This is a genomic window from Arthrobacter sp. MDB1-55, from assembly GCF_059092925.1.
Genome location: NZ_JBNHID010000001.1, coordinates 1,274,102 through 1,288,195, shown reverse-complemented (window position 1 = coordinate 1,288,195; position 14,094 = coordinate 1,274,102). Strand labels below are relative to the sequence as shown.

Genomic DNA, 14,094 nt, shown 5'->3' with positions numbered 1-14,094 from the left:
GTTCGGTGTTATTCGTTTCAATCCTCAGCACCTGGAGCCGCACGCATGATCAGCTCTCTGACCGGGACCGTAAGCCACGTCGGCCTGCACTCGGCTGTCCTCGACGTCAACGGGTTCGGCATGCAGGTGCAGGCAACGCCCCAGACCCTCTCAACATTGCGTCCCGGGAACCAGGCCAAGGTCTTCACATCGATGATCGTCCGTGAGGACTCGATGACCCTGTTCGGTTTCACCGAGCCGGAGGAGCGCGAGGTCTTTGAAACGCTGCTAGGGGTCAGCGGTGTCGGCCCAAGGCTCGCGCTGGCTGTCCTCGCCGTGCATGCTCCGGCAGCCATCCGCACCGCGGCGTCGTCGGGTGATGACAAGGCCTTCAGCAAGGTTCCCGGCATCGGGCCCAAGGGGGCCCGGCGAATAGTGCTCGAACTCGCGGACAAGCTTGTTCCGCTCGAGGCTGACTCACCAGCAACCTCAGCCGGTGCCTGGCAGTCGCAGGTCCTCGCAGCCATGATGGGCCTCGGTTGGTCGGAGAAGGACGCCGGCTCGGCCATAGAGGCAGCCGTCAAGGAATCGCCGGAGACCGCTGCTGCCGGTGACGTCGGCGCCATCCTGAAGCTCACCCTGCGCCGGCTCGGCCAGGACGGTGCGCGCAGCTCGGCACGGGCCTCGGTGAACTGATGGCGGCAGATCAGGAACAACCTCTCGTCTCGCCCTCGGTCGATCCTGAGGACCGGGCCGTCGAGGCAGCCCTCCGGCCGAAGAACCTCGACGACTTCGTGGGCCAGGCGAGGGTGCGCCGACAGTTGTCCCTGGTTCTTGAAGCGTCGCGCATGCGCGGTCGAAGCGCAGACCATGTGCTGCTGTCCGGCCCGCCCGGACTCGGAAAAACCACCCTCGCCATGATCATCGCAGCAGAAATGAACGCCCCGCTGCGGATCAGTTCCGGTCCTGCGATCCAGCACGCCGGGGATCTCGCGGCTATCCTCTCGTCACTCACTGAAGGTGAGGTGCTGTTCCTCGACGAGATCCACCGGATGTCGCGCCCCGCCGAGGAAATGCTGTACATGGCCATGGAGGACTTCCGGGTCGACATCGTTGTGGGCAAGGGCCCCGGGGCGACCGCGATCCCGCTGGAACTTCCGCCATTCACGCTGGTTGGGGCCACTACCCGGGCAGGGCTGCTTCCGGGTCCCCTGCGTGACCGGTTTGGGTTCACGGGGCACCTTGAGTTCTACTCCACCGCGGAGCTTGAACTCGTGCTCCGGCGTTCGGCAATGATGATGGACATGCGGGTCAACTCCGCGGCCTTTGCCGAGATTGCGGGTCGATCGCGGGGCACTCCCCGAATCGCGAACCGGTTGCTGCGCCGCGTTCGTGACTGGGCACTCGTGCACGGCGTGGACGTCATAGACGCACGATGCGCCGGTTCCGCCCTGGACATGTACGAAGTCGACGCGAAGGGCCTTGACCGGCTAGACCGGTCGGTGCTGACCGCCCTGATCACGAAGTTCAACGGGGGACCGGTGGGCCTCTCCACGCTCGCGATCGCGGTAGGTGAGGAGCCCGAGACCGTGGAAACCGTGGCCGAGCCCTATCTTGTGCGTGAAGGGATGCTCGGCCGAACGCCCCGGGGACGTATTGCCACGGCTGCTGCATGGGAACACCTCGGACTGGTCATGCCGCCAACCGTCGCTGCCGCCATGCCTGAGGACCTGTTCTCCGTCTATCAGGAAGATCCCGCCCTGGGAACCGCTCTGGAGAACGAAACGGAATGGAGTCGTAACGAGGGCTAGGCGTCAGTTGCGCCGGGTTCCCCGTAGACTGGTATGACGTGTGGCACACGCATGGTCTAAATCGCCGGAAACGCTGTTCACGGTTTCCTGTCCCGTCTCACCGTTGTGAAATACGGGGCACGGAGTCGATACCCTGAAGGCAGTACCCCTGCAGACCGCGCGTGGCCGCGGAATTCGGCGTCGCAACCGCATGTGTTGCGGCCCGCTGCGCCGACCAAATATAGAAACGGATCTTCTCTGTGCTCGCAAACGTAGTTGCCCAGACCACTCAGACAACCGGCGGCTTTGACATCTTCAGCCTGCTGCTCCCGTTGGCCCTGGCTTTCCTGATCTTCACCATGTTCCGCAAGCAACGGAAGATGAAGCAGCAGGTTGCCGAGCAGCGCACCCAGATGGTTTCGGGAACCGAAGTCATGACCAACTTCGGCTTGTTCGGCACCATCGTTTCCCTCGATGACGAACACAACAAGGCCGTCATTGAAATCTCGCCGGGTGTCACGGCCACGGTCCATACCCAGACGCTGACCAAGGTTGTCACCCCTGAGCCGGTGGTCGAGGATGAAGGTACCGTTCCGAACGATGCCTCCTCACTGACGGACCCGGCCACGGATGACCAGCGCCCGGTACGCGAGGAGACCCCGGAAGAGACCGTCGAGCGACTGAACCGGGAAAACTCCCGCGACCGAAACGACAAAGACCAGTAACCTGCGACCCGGCCCCTATGTAGGCTCCGTCAAGTCTCGCGCTCCAACACCCGAAGGATTCACCCACCATGGCACGAACCGGCCCAGGCTCCGCCGCCAGACGCACACTCGTCTGGCTCGGCGTCGTCTTTGCACTCCTCGCGCTGCTGCTCGGCGGCGGCTCGCTGTGGAGTAGCGCCAGCTGGGCACCAAAGCTGGCCCTCGATCTCGAGGGTGGTACCCAGATGATCCTTGCGCCTCAGGTTCAGGGGGGTAGCGACGAAATCACCCCCGAGCAGCTTGACCAAGCGGTCGAAATCATTCGACAGCGCGTCGACGGCAGCGGCGTGGCCGAGGCCGAGATCAGCACGCAGTCCGGTCGAAACGTCATTGTTGCTCTCCCCGGCATCCCGGAACCTGAAACACGGGAGCTGATCCAGGCTTCCGCGCAGATGGAGTTCCGGCCGGTCCTGTTCGGCGGGCCCGGGCTTGCCCCGGCCGCTGAGACGCCGACGCCCGAAGACCAGCTGCCGACGCCCAGCGCGGAACCCACGGATGGGAGTGATCCGAACTGGATCACCGCTGAACTGATGCAGGAATTCGAGACAACGGACTGCACGAATCCCGAAGCCCTGCAGCCTGCGGTGGAGCCCGCGCCGGCCGACCAGCCCATGGTTGCGTGTGAGCCGGACACGCAGGGCAAGTACATCCTCGGACCGGTCGAGGTTCGCGGTACGGAGATCGACTCCGCCGACTACGGCATGGCGCGCAGCTCGCAGGGCCAGACCCTCAATGAGTGGGTCGTCAACATCGACTTCAACGATGAGGCAACGGAAACTTTCCGCTCGGTCACGGAGCGGTTGTTCGCGATCGGCTCCGGCGACCCGAGGAACCAGTTCGCCATCGTGCTCGACGGCATCATTGTCTCGGCCCCGACAACCAACGCTGTGATCCCTGACGGGCGGCCGCAGATCAGCGGCAGCTTCACCGAGGAGTCATCGGCGGCTCTGGCCGAACAGTTGAAGTACGGCGCGTTGCCGATCAGCTTCGAAATCCAGAGTGAGCAGCAGATCTCCGCCACCCTGGGCGCCGACCAGCTGCGCCTCGGCCTCATCGCGGGCGTGATCGGCCTGGTTCTCGTCGCCGTGTACTCGCTGTTCCAGTACCGGATGCTCGGCCTGGTGACGATTGCCTCCCTGGTGGTGGCCGGCGCGCTCACCTACCTTGCGATCTGTATCCTCGGCTGGACTGAGAACTACCGCCTGTCGCTCGCCGGTGTGGCCGGACTGATCGTCGCAATTGGCCAGACCGCCGACTCGTTCATCGTGTACTTCGAACGTATCCGGGACGAGCTTCGCGACGGTCGCGGCCTGGTATCCGCGGTCGAGAACGGCTGGAGGCGAGCCAAGCGCACGGTACTCGCCTCCAAGGCAATGAACCTGCTTGCCGCCGTCGTGCTCTACTTCGTGGCCGTCGGCAACGTACGTGGGTTTGCGTTCACACTCGGCCTCACCGCCATTGCCGACCTCGTGGTCGTGTTCCTCTTCACCCACCCCATGATGCGGTTGCTGGCGATGACCCGGTTCTTCGGTGAAGGCCACCGCTGGTCGGGCCTCGACCCGTCACGCCTCGGTGCGCTTCCGCTATACCGCGGAGCCGGTCGAGTGCGGCACAAGCCAGTGGAACGGCCTGAGGTTGAACTGCGCGGCCGGAACAAGGCAGCGGCAGGAGAAGCGGAACGGCGCATGACCATTGCGGAGCGGCGCCTCGCCGAACAGCGGAAGGCCGCTGAAGAACAAAAGACCGTTACTGCGCAAGCACGCGGATCCGAGGAAGGGGATAACCGATGAGCCGTTTCAGTTTCGCCGAGTTCGGAAATGAGCTGTATTCCGGCAAGCGGTCGTACCCCTTTGTGGGCAAGCGCAAGCTATGGTTCCTCATCGCGGCGGCTGCCATCCTGCTGTCGATTCTGATCCCGATCGTCAAGGGCGGGTTCAACCTCGGTATCGACTTCCGGGGCGGGTCGGAGTTCACGGTGTCGAACGTGGAGAACACGGATGTCACCGCCGGTGAACAGGCGGTCACCAACGTCGTACCGGAAGCTGTTCCACGGGTGACCAACATCGCGCCTGGAACCATGCGGATCCAGACGGAGCGGCTGACCGACGACCAGACCCTGAGTGTTCGCGACGCGCTGATCGGCGCCTATGACGTTACGGAGGAGGAGGTCACCTCCAACTTCGTGGGACCGACCTGGGGTGAGGACGTCAGCCGTCAGGCGATCATCGGACTCATTGTTTTTGTCGCCCTTGCTGCGCTGCTGATGGCTATTTATTTCCGCACGTGGAAGATGTCCGTGGCCGCGATGGCGGCGCTGGTCGTGGTGATGACCACGTCCGCGGGCATCTATGCGCTCAGCGACTTCGAAGTAACGCCGTCCGCCGTCATCGGGTTCCTCACCATCCTGAGTTATTCGCTCTATGACACAGTCGTGGTCTTCGACAAGATCCGCGAGAACACCGCGGATCTGGAGGTGTCCAGCAAACGGACCTTCAGCGAGCAGGTGAACCTCGCGGTCAATCAAACCCTGGTCCGGTCCATCAATACGTCGGTCGTGGCCGTCCTGCCGGTGGCCGCCATCCTCTTCATCGGGGCAATGCTGCTGGGCGCGGGTACGCTGCGGGACCTGTCGCTGGCCCTCTTCGTCGGCATCATCATCGGTACGCTGACCACGGTATTCGTGGCGGCTCCGATGTACGCGATGCTGCGGATGAATGAGCCGGAGATCCGCAAACAGGAAAAGCGCGTGCTGCACCGTCGCTCGCTTGAAGCAAGCGAACCGTCGCCCACGGTACCCGCCTAGCGGAAGCCCTGACGGAAGATCAAGGCCCGGAAAGCGGCCCGGTACCCCTGGATATCGGGCCGCTTTCCCGTTCCCGGTTCGGCAGCGGCTCGAGCCCGGCACCAGCGTGCAGCCAGGCAGGATCCGATCCTTACTCCGTGAGGCGAAACGTGCACGGGAAGTCTCGCGCGGTGGATAAACTTGGATAGTCAACCAGGGTGTGGCATGTTGTAGCCTTACCCGCGGCGGCGGGGTTGGCGAAAACTTTAACGGAAGTAGGGTATTGGGTGGCTGAAGCCAGTGGTCCCGGACGCCCGTCCGGTACCGGACCGTCCACAGGGTCCGGCGTCGAATCGCGCCCCCAACCCATCCGCGCCGTGACGCCCGTGCAGGCACGCCCAGGGCCGGGGTCGGCCGTTCCCGTGGAGCCGCCCAGCTCTCCTGGTCGCAGGGAGCGCACCCGTGCACGCCTCGCGCGCCTGGCCGGCCGCGGAAGCACCGGTTATTCCCCCATTCTTGAACCACTCCTGCGCACGGTGCGCGCGAACAATCCCAAAGAGGACCTGGAGTTCATCAAACGCGCCTATGAGGTCGCTGAGCGCAGCCACGAAGGGCAGAAGCGCAAGAGCGGTGATCCGTACATCACCCACCCGGTGGCCGTTGCCACCATTCTGGCCGAGCTGGGCATGACGGGCACCACGCTCGCCGCAGCACTCCTGCATGACACGGTGGAAGACACCAACTGCACCCTCGACGACATCCGCCGGGACTTCGGCCAGGAAGTTGCCATGCTGGTGGACGGCGTCACCAAGCTGGACAAGGTGTCCTTCGGTGACGCAGCGCAGGCCGAAACCGTCCGCAAGATGGTCGTGGCGATGGCGAAGGACATCCGGGTCCTCGTCATCAAGCTCGCTGACCGGCTGCACAACGCCCGGACCTGGCGGTTCGTCTCACCGGAATCTTCCGCCCGTAAGGCGAGGGAAACGCTCGAAATCTTCGCTCCGCTTGCACATCGCCTCGGCATGAACACCATCAAGTGGGAACTGGAAGATCTTTCCTTTGCGGCGCTGCACCCGAAGGTTTACGAGGAAATCGTCCGGATGGTCGGCGACCGCACCCCGGAACGGGAGAAGCACCTGAACCTGGTCCGCGACCAGATCGGTGAGGACCTGCGGTCAGTCAAGATCAAGGCCACCATCACCGGACGCCCGAAGCACTACTACTCGATCTACCAAAAGATGATCGTCAGGGGTAAGGACTTCGACGACATTCATGACCTGATGGGCGTGCGAGTCCTCGTTGACTCGGTTCGCGACTGTTATGCGACCCTTGGCCAGCTGCACGCACGGTGGAATCCGCTCCCGGGCCGCTTCAAGGATTACATCGCGATGCCCAAGTTCAACATGTACCAGTCGCTGCACACCACGGTTATCGGACCCGGCGGACGGCCCGTTGAAATCCAGATCCGCACCCACGACATGCACCGGCGTGCCGAGTACGGTGTGGCGGCGCACTGGAAGTACAAGAACCAGGGCGGCGCCGGCACCAGTGGTGCCCCGGACAACAGCGACATGGGTTGGCTTCGCAGCCTCGTGGACTGGCAGCAGGAGACTTCCGACCCTGACGAGTTCCTCGATTCATTGCGGTTCGAGATCAACGCCCGTGAAGTGTTCGTCTTCACTCCCAAGGGCGAGGTCATGGCGCTGCCCGCTGGGTCAACCCCTGTGGATTTCGCCTACGCAGTGCACACGGAGGTCGGCCACCGGACCATTGGCGCCCGTGTCAACGGCAAGCTTGTTCCGCTCAACAGCGAACTCAATCACGGCGACTGGGTGGAGATCTTCACCTCGAAGGCCGAGGGCGCCGGACCGAGCCAGGACTGGCAGGGCTTCGTCAAGAGTCCGCGAGCACGTAACAAGATCCGGCAGTGGTTCACCAAGGAACGCCGCGAGGAAGCGATCGAGAAGGGCAAAGATCAGCTCACCCGCACCATGCGGAAGCAGAACCTCCCCCTTCAGCGCATGATGACCCACGACGCGCTCCTTGCCGTAGCACAGGAACTGCGGCACGCGGACATTTCTGCGCTCTACGCGGCCGTCGGTGACGGCCACACGTCAGCCCAGAATGTCATAGAGCACCTGGTGACGCTGATGGGCGGCCATCAGGGGGCCGAGGACGACATCGCCGAGGCCACCGTTGCCACCCAGCCCCGCCGCCCCAAGTTCTCGGACTCCGGAGTGACCGTTGTGGGCGTAGGCGACGTTTGGGTCAAACTGGCCCGCTGCTGCACGCCTGTGCCTCCCGACCCGATCGTCGGATTCGTCACGCGCGGGTCCGGCGTCTCCGTGCACCGCAGCGACTGCCGTAATGTTCAGGAGTTGCGTGATCAGCCCGACCGCATTGTTGACGTCGAGTGGGCGCCCACACAGTCCAGCGTGTTCCTCGTGGAGATTCAGGTGGAGGCGCTGGATCGAAAGAGCCTGCTCTCCGACGTGACCCGGGTATTGTCCGAGAACCACGTGAACATTCTCGCTGCGAGTGTTAATACCTCGACCGACCGGGTGGCGATGTCACGGTTCGCCTTCGAGATGGGCGACCCGAAGTACCTGAGCCACATCCTGAGTGCGGTTCGTCGGATCGACGGAGTGTTCGACGTCTACCGGACAACCGGGTCACAGCGCCGCATCTAGCGCTCCACCCGCATTGCTTCGCGGAGCCGGCTCAGTGCGCGCGCCTTGCCTGGAACCCGCGGAGACGCCTCCAGCGAGAGAGTGACAAGGTGCAGGGGGCAACGCAGTTCAGGCGCTGCGGCGATTCTCTTCAGGGTGTCCACTGCCCACTGCTCGGAGCCGTGTACTGCCACATCGAGGGCAGTGCGAAGGGGAGACGTCACCTCAACGCCTCCGATGGTGGACAGATCGCACGGCCCGAGCGTTACCTGGTGCATTACTGCCTCGCAGAACACGGGCAGGGCAGTGGTCCGCCGCCGGTGGTCGGTGACGAGGCTGACAATCTCCGGGGCCGGCGCGCACCCGTAGACCCAGGCAGCGCTTTGTCTCGCCAACGCGACCCGCCGGTGCAGGGTCCTGGGCACAGCGTTGATCGCGGATTGCGCGCGGATGGCCGGGGTGGAAGGTTGATCCGTGCGCACGTAGGACTTGCCGCACACGTGGGTCATCAGCCCGTCCAGCCGCATGGCCTGCAGTTCCACATGGGTGAACAGTGCGCCGCCGTGGAAGAGCACGCCTCCGGTGGAGTTGATGGCGAGATCCCGGCGGACTGCCGTGCGCCCCTGCACGGAGGACCCTTGGGTGATTGACATGCATCAAGCTTTCCCAATCCGGAAGCAAAGGAAAAGTCCCGGTCGAGCCGCTGTGGAAAACGGCTGACCGGGACTTCTATCTAACGCGCGAGCGGCTGCAGGAGGGTCCCCTAGGAGAAGTCCTGTGCCGACCTCTGCAGCATGTCCAGCCACTGCCGGCGGGCAGCGAGCGCCTCTCGGGCCTCGGAGATCCGGCGCGCGTCTCCATTCTTTTCCGCGGCCGCCAGGTCGTCCTCAAGGGAGGTGATGGTGCTCTCCAGCTGACTGAGCGCACTGTTGGTGCGGGCCTTGGTCTCCGGATTGGTCCGCTGCCAGTGCTCCTGCTCGGCAGCCTGCACCGCATCCTCGACCTCGCGCAGGCGCGCCTCGACGCGTCCCATATCAGCGCGCGGGACCTTTCCGGCGTCCTCCCAGCGGTCCCGGATGGACTGCAGGGCCTTGCGAGCCGCTGCCGGATCCTTGACCGGCAGGAGCTGGCGCGCTTCGGCCAGCAGGGCTTCCTTCACTGCCAGGTTCGCGCCGTACTCCTCATCAATTGCCTCGTTCGCCGCCTTACGTGCAGCAAAGAAGGTGTCCTGAGCAGCACGGAAGCGGGACCACAGGGCGTCGTCGTCCTTGCGGCTTGCGCGCTTGGAGGTTTTCCATTCGTCCATGAGGCGGCGGTACTCGGCAGCTGTGTGGCCCCAGTCGGTGGAACTGGAGAGTTCCTCGGCCCGCTTGATGAGTGCTTCCTTGGCGCGCTTCGCCTCGGCGTTCTCATTGTCGAGCTGGGAGAAATAGGCCCGACGGTGCCGGTCAAAGATGGTGCGGGCCGAGCGGAACCGCTTCCAGAGTGCGTCCTCAGTGCCGCGTCCGAGCCGCATTCCCGACTTCTGGGCGGTCTTCCACTGCTCGAACAGTTCGTTCATGCGGTTGCTGCTCGCCTTCCACTGCACGGAGGAAGGGTCCCTGCCGGCGATCTCCTCGGCCTCGGCGACAATCGCCTCGCGCGCCTGCAGCTCGCGGGCTCGGGCAGCGTCCTGCTCCGCCTTCTCCGCAGATTCGAGGTCGGCGATGAGAGTGAGGAGGGCTTCGAGACGGGACTCGAGTGCGCGGACATCGCCCACCATCTTCCGCTCGGCCACCTGCTCGGCAAGGTGGGCCGCAGTCTTGCGCATATCCGTAGTGGGAGCCTTGGCATGCACGCGCTGCTCAAGCAGCGTGACCTGGCCGGCGACGTCGTCGTACTTGCGTACGAAGTAGCCGAGGGCTTCCTCGCGGGACGCGTCCGGGTACTGGCCGACGGCGAACTCCTCGCCGTCCACGATGAGGAAGACATGCCCGTCTTCCTCCACGCGGGCGAACTTCTCCGCCTCGGTCAGCGGAGTGGAGTGGATCGGGGGAGCCGCGACAACTGTGGGCGCTGCTGCGCCACTGGAACGGGGGGCCATGGCAGCCGGCGTCGGGCGGGGCCGCGCAGGCTTGCCCGGAACCGGAGTGGACTCCTGCCGGGGAACGGAAGGGACCGGCTGCTCGGCAGCGGGGGAAGCATCGGGAGTGGGGGACTCATCGTCGGCCGCGGACTCGTCGGCTGCGGACTCGCCGGCGGCTGCAGCAGTGTCGGCTGCAACAGTGTCGGCTGCAGCCGGCTGCTCGGCAGCGGCACTATCTGTTCCAGTGCTGGGCTGCTCGATCTCGGCCGCTTCGGTTACAGGCGCTTCGTCGGATTTCTGACTGTTTGTCACCGCTAAAAGTCTTTCGCTCGATGGTCGGCCCCAAGGCCGGTCCCGGTTGATTTACTGCAGGGTTAACGAGTCTATCGTCACAGGAGTGGCGGGGGCTCCGTCCTCGCCGCCGCCTTCGACTCCAGCCTCCGCGACCTCCTGAACAGCGTCCAGGCCCGAGGTCACGGAACCCATGATGGTGTACCCGCCCGTATTCTGTGGAATCTGCGAGTCCTTGTACACGATGAAGAACTGCGTACCGTTGCTGTCCGTGCTCGCTCCGCGCGCCACTGCGATGCTCCCGGCCGGATACAGGCCGTCCGCCGGCGTGTTCTCCACCGGACCCCACTGATAGGCCGGGTCACCCACGCCGTCGCCGTTCAATGAGCCGCACTGCAGTACCCCCATGCTCTCGGCGGTCGTCAGCCGATGACAGGTCTTGCCCTCGAAGAACCCCTCCTCAGCGAGAGAGGAAAAGACAGCCACTGCCTGCGGAGCCACGTTTCCGTCGAGCTCGACGCCGATGTCACCGATGCTGGTGGAAAGTGTGCCCTCGAATACTACTCCCTCGGCGATAGACGGGTCGGGAATGTTCGCGCTGTTCGGCTCCGCCGTCTCCGTCACCCCGGGACTCTCCTCGAGCGCGTCGATTTCCGCCGCCGTGGGATCCGAACTGAACCAGACCGCTTGCAGGAGGACGGCGAGGGCAAGGGTTGCTGCCGCCGCAATGCCAGCCACTGTGCTGTCCTTCCGGCGGCGTTTCTCCTGTGCGCGCTTCAGCTCGCGGCGTGCTTCGATCTGGCTGATGTGACGGCGCATTTCGCGTCCGCGACGGTCTACGGCCACGCGACCTCCTGTGTCCGACGTTGTTCCAGCACGGTTCCGGCATGGTCTGGCACTTCAGGCGCAGCGCCCTGGGCCGGTTAGCACGGCCCAGCACGAACCCCCTAAAATGAATGCCGCAGACAGTGTAGGCACAGCAGACCGTCCGCCCTACGATTCACCGCAGGATCCCGAGCCATCAGGTTGGGGACACAAGCGTCACCCAAGGAGAGTTGCTTACATGGCACGAAAGTCCTCGTTGTCCGGATTCCCCGAGTGGCTCCCGCAGGAGCGCCTCGTGGAACTGCATGTCCTGGACATCCTGCGACGGACCTTCGAGCTTCACGGCTTCTCCAACGTCGAGACCCGGGCCGTTGAGACAGTGGGTCAGCTGCTCCGCAAGGGCGAGATCGACAAGGAGGTCTACGCCGTATCCCGTCTGCAGGATGAGGACGGATCTGCTCCCGCCGGCGAGGACTCGCTAGCCCTCCACTTCGACCTGACGGTGCCGTTCGCGCGGTACGTCGTCGAAAACGCCGGTTACCTTGCCTTCCCCTTCCGCCGGTACCAGATTCAGAAGGTCTGGCGCGGCGAGCGTCCGCAGGAGGGGCGTGCCCGCGAGTTCACCCAGGCTGATATCGACGTGGTCGGCGACGGCTCACTGCCTTTCCGGTACGACGTCGAAATCGCCCTTGTGATCGCCGAGGCCCTGAGCGCCCTGCCGATCCCTGACTTCCAGCTGCGCGTGAACAACCGCAAGCTCGCAGAGGGGTTCTACCGGGGAATCGGCTTGACCGATACGCCGGGCGTACTGCGGAGCATCGACAAGCTCGAGAAGATCGGCGCAGGCAGGGTCGCGGAACTGCTCAAGGCCGAACTGGGTGCCACCGACGAGCAGGCCAAGGCCGCTCTCAGCCTGGCGGAGATCCGCACCCAGGACACGTCCTTCGTCGAGCGGGTTCGCGCTTTCGGCGTGACGGACCCGCTGCTCGATGAAGGACTTGCGGAACTCGAGCAGGTTATCGCCGAGGCCTCGAAGCGGGCACCGGGCAAGGTCATTGCGGACCTCAGTATCGCCCGAGGCCTGGACTATTACACCGGCACGGTCTACGAGACGGTGCTGGTCGGCCACGAGGCACTCGGGTCCATATGTTCCGGTGGGCGTTACGACGCGCTCGCGAGCAAGGGCAACCGGACCTTCCCCGGCGTCGGACTCTCCATCGGCGTCACACGCCTGGTCACCCGCATTCTCAGCCAGGAGTTCGCCGCCGCAACGCGGCAGGTTCCGACGGCCGTGCTGGTCACCCTCGCCAATGATGATTCCTGGTCAGCCGCCCAGGACGTCGCTGCCGCGCTGCGCAGCCGTGGCATCCCGGTGGAGGTGGCCGCCTCCGCCGAGAAGTTCGGCAAGCAGATCAAGTTCGCCGACCGGCGGGGCATCCCGTTCGTCTGGTTCACTTCCGAGGACGGCACCCACGAAGTCAAGGACATCCGCTCGGGTGAACAGGTATCCGCAGACCCCCGATCGTGGACTCCGCCCGCCGAGGATCAGTGGCCCGCGGTGTTGCCGCAGGGCTGAATCATGAGTCTCTAGGCTGAACCCCCGCGCCCCCGCACGAGAATCACCGCGGCGCGGCCCAGAAGCCCGACCAGCAGTATCCCGGTCATGGTGAGAACCGACTGCACCGGGAGGGTGAATGCGAGCACCAGACAGCCCACCACCCCGAGCACGTTCAGGGCCCGTGGCGCGTACCAGGGCCGGGTACGGAGGGTCAGCGCCGACAGGTTGGCTACCGCGTAATAGAGCAGCACACCGAAACTGGAGAAACCCACCACCGTCAGGACGTCGGTTCCCAGCAGCAGGGCAATCACGACGACGGCGATGGCCAGCTCGGCGACGAACGGCGTGGCCCGGCGCGGAGACACCGATCCGAGCACTCGGGGCAGGTCGCCTTCGCGCGCCATGGCAAGCGTGGTGCGGGCGATGCCGCTGATCAGGGCGAGCAGGGCACCCAGGCTCGCGAGCGCAGCAGCAATGGCAACGGCGAGGACCGGTATTGACTGGCCTCCGGTGAAGACTTCGGTGAGTGGGGCGGCCGACTCGGCGAGCATGTCCGGTCCCACTGCCCGAAGCAGGCCGAATGCGAGCAGCAGGTACAGGGCGAGGGTGAACCCCAGTGCCCCGAAGATGGCTCGCGGGATATTGCGTTCGGGTTCGCGCACCTCTTCACCCATCGTGGCAATGCGCGCATATCCGGCGAATGCGAAGAACATGAGGCCCGCCGCCTGCAGGACCCCGGCGGGTCCGGCAGGCGAGGCGCCGCCGTCGTGCGCGTCCTGGGTGAACGCAACCACAATGACGAAGGCGAGCACGGGAACCACGAGTGAAACGATGATGCGTGTCATCATAGCCGTGCGGGTAACACCCAGGAGGTTCACGGCAGTCAGCGCCGCGACCGCGGCCACACCGGCTGCCTTCTCGAAATCGGGGGCGGCGTAGAGCCCGAAAGTGAGCGCCATGGCGGCGCAGGAGGCGAGCTTGCCGGTGATAAAACTCCAGCCGGCGAGGAAGCCCGGCCATTCGCCCAGTTGGCGCCGGCCGTAAGTGTAGGTGCCTCCGCTGACCGGATGCACCGCCGCCAACTGCGCTGACGCCGCGGCATTCGCGTAGGCAATGATCGCGGCAAGGCCGACGGCGAGGGGCAGGAGGGATCCCGCCGCAGCAGCGGCCGGGGAGAAGACGACGAAAACCCCGGCGCCGATCATCGAGCCAATGCCGACCGTCGTGGCATCGAAACCGCCAAGCTGTCTCTTCAGCGCCTGTGGCATGCGCGGGTCCCCGTCCGGTGAATGGTGTGGCCGGGAGCGCGGTGCATCCGGCGGTAAACTCGAACACTGAGCTGTAACTCCACCAACCTTAACCACACACCGG

Annotated in this window: 11 protein-coding genes; 7 read left to right on the top strand and 4 right to left on the bottom strand. The window is 64.8% G+C overall.

Annotated elements, in window-relative coordinates:
* The first annotated feature begins 45 nt into the window (after positions 1 to 45).
* The 6 genes from ruvA to AC5RU3_RS06090 all read left to right on the top strand — a co-directional run bounded on the left by ruvA (position 46) and on the right by AC5RU3_RS06090 (position 8,005).
* The gene (gene ruvA / locus AC5RU3_RS06115; RefSeq protein ID WP_309071858.1) at positions 46 to 675 is read left to right on the top strand and encodes a Holliday junction branch migration protein RuvA; all 630 of its coding nucleotides are present in this window, start codon (positions 46 to 48) and stop codon (positions 673 to 675) included.
* Positions 675 to 1,790 carry a Holliday junction branch migration DNA helicase RuvB gene (gene ruvB / locus AC5RU3_RS06110; RefSeq protein ID WP_309071859.1) on the top strand — a complete coding sequence of 372 codons (1,116 nt, stop codon included), beginning with the start codon at positions 675 to 677 and terminating at the stop codon, positions 1,788 to 1,790. Before ruvA ends, ruvB begins: the two co-directional genes overlap by 1 nt.
* Before the next feature lie 239 nt (positions 1,791 to 2,029).
* A complete protein-coding gene (locus tag AC5RU3_RS06105; protein WP_309071860.1) occupies positions 2,030 to 2,494 on the top strand; it encodes a preprotein translocase subunit YajC in 465 nt (154 codons plus the stop codon).
* A gap of 68 nt (positions 2,495 to 2,562) precedes the next feature.
* Positions 2,563 to 4,323 carry a protein translocase subunit SecD gene (gene secD / locus AC5RU3_RS06100; RefSeq protein WP_309071861.1) on the top strand — a complete coding sequence of 587 codons (1,761 nt, stop codon included), beginning with the start codon at positions 2,563 to 2,565 and terminating at the stop codon, positions 4,321 to 4,323.
* On the top strand, positions 4,320 to 5,336 hold the full coding sequence (secF, locus tag AC5RU3_RS06095) for a protein translocase subunit SecF (protein WP_493965045.1): 1,017 nt from the start codon (positions 4,320 to 4,322) through the stop codon (positions 5,334 to 5,336). Before secD ends, secF begins: the two co-directional genes overlap by 4 nt.
* A gap of 365 nt (positions 5,337 to 5,701) precedes the next feature.
* Positions 5,702 to 8,005 (top strand): RelA/SpoT family protein, encoded by a 2,304-nt coding sequence (locus AC5RU3_RS06090; protein WP_309072580.1) that lies wholly within the window; start codon positions 5,702 to 5,704, stop codon positions 8,003 to 8,005.
* On the opposite strand, the gene AC5RU3_RS06085 is transcribed toward AC5RU3_RS06090, so the two are convergent.
* From AC5RU3_RS06085 to AC5RU3_RS06075, 3 genes are all read right to left on the bottom strand, one after another.
* Positions 8,002 to 8,637, bottom strand: coding sequence for a hypothetical protein (locus AC5RU3_RS06085; protein ID WP_493965044.1), 636 nt, complete (start codon positions 8,635 to 8,637; stop codon positions 8,002 to 8,004). The genes AC5RU3_RS06090 and AC5RU3_RS06085 overlap by 4 nt on opposite strands.
* Positions 8,638 to 8,747: 110 nt before the next feature.
* Complete coding sequence (locus tag AC5RU3_RS06080) at positions 8,748 to 10,361, bottom strand: DUF349 domain-containing protein (protein WP_493965043.1); 1,614 nt, start codon at positions 10,359 to 10,361, stop codon at positions 8,748 to 8,750.
* Positions 10,362 to 10,412: 51 nt separating this feature from the next.
* Complete coding sequence (locus AC5RU3_RS06075; protein WP_493965042.1) at positions 10,413 to 11,186, bottom strand: peptidylprolyl isomerase; 774 nt, start codon at positions 11,184 to 11,186, stop codon at positions 10,413 to 10,415.
* A gap of 217 nt (positions 11,187 to 11,403) precedes the next feature.
* Here AC5RU3_RS06075 and hisS point away from each other — a divergent pair, with 217 nt between their 5' ends.
* A complete protein-coding gene (hisS, locus tag AC5RU3_RS06070; protein ID WP_309123657.1) occupies positions 11,404 to 12,741 on the top strand; it encodes a histidine--tRNA ligase in 1,338 nt (445 codons plus the stop codon).
* 11 nt (positions 12,742 to 12,752) lie between these two features.
* Here the strand turns inward: hisS and AC5RU3_RS06065 are convergent, their stop codons facing one another.
* Positions 12,753 to 13,991 (bottom strand): APC family permease, encoded by a 1,239-nt coding sequence (locus AC5RU3_RS06065; protein WP_493965041.1) that lies wholly within the window; start codon positions 13,989 to 13,991, stop codon positions 12,753 to 12,755.
* Positions 13,992 to 14,094 lie beyond the last annotated feature (103 nt).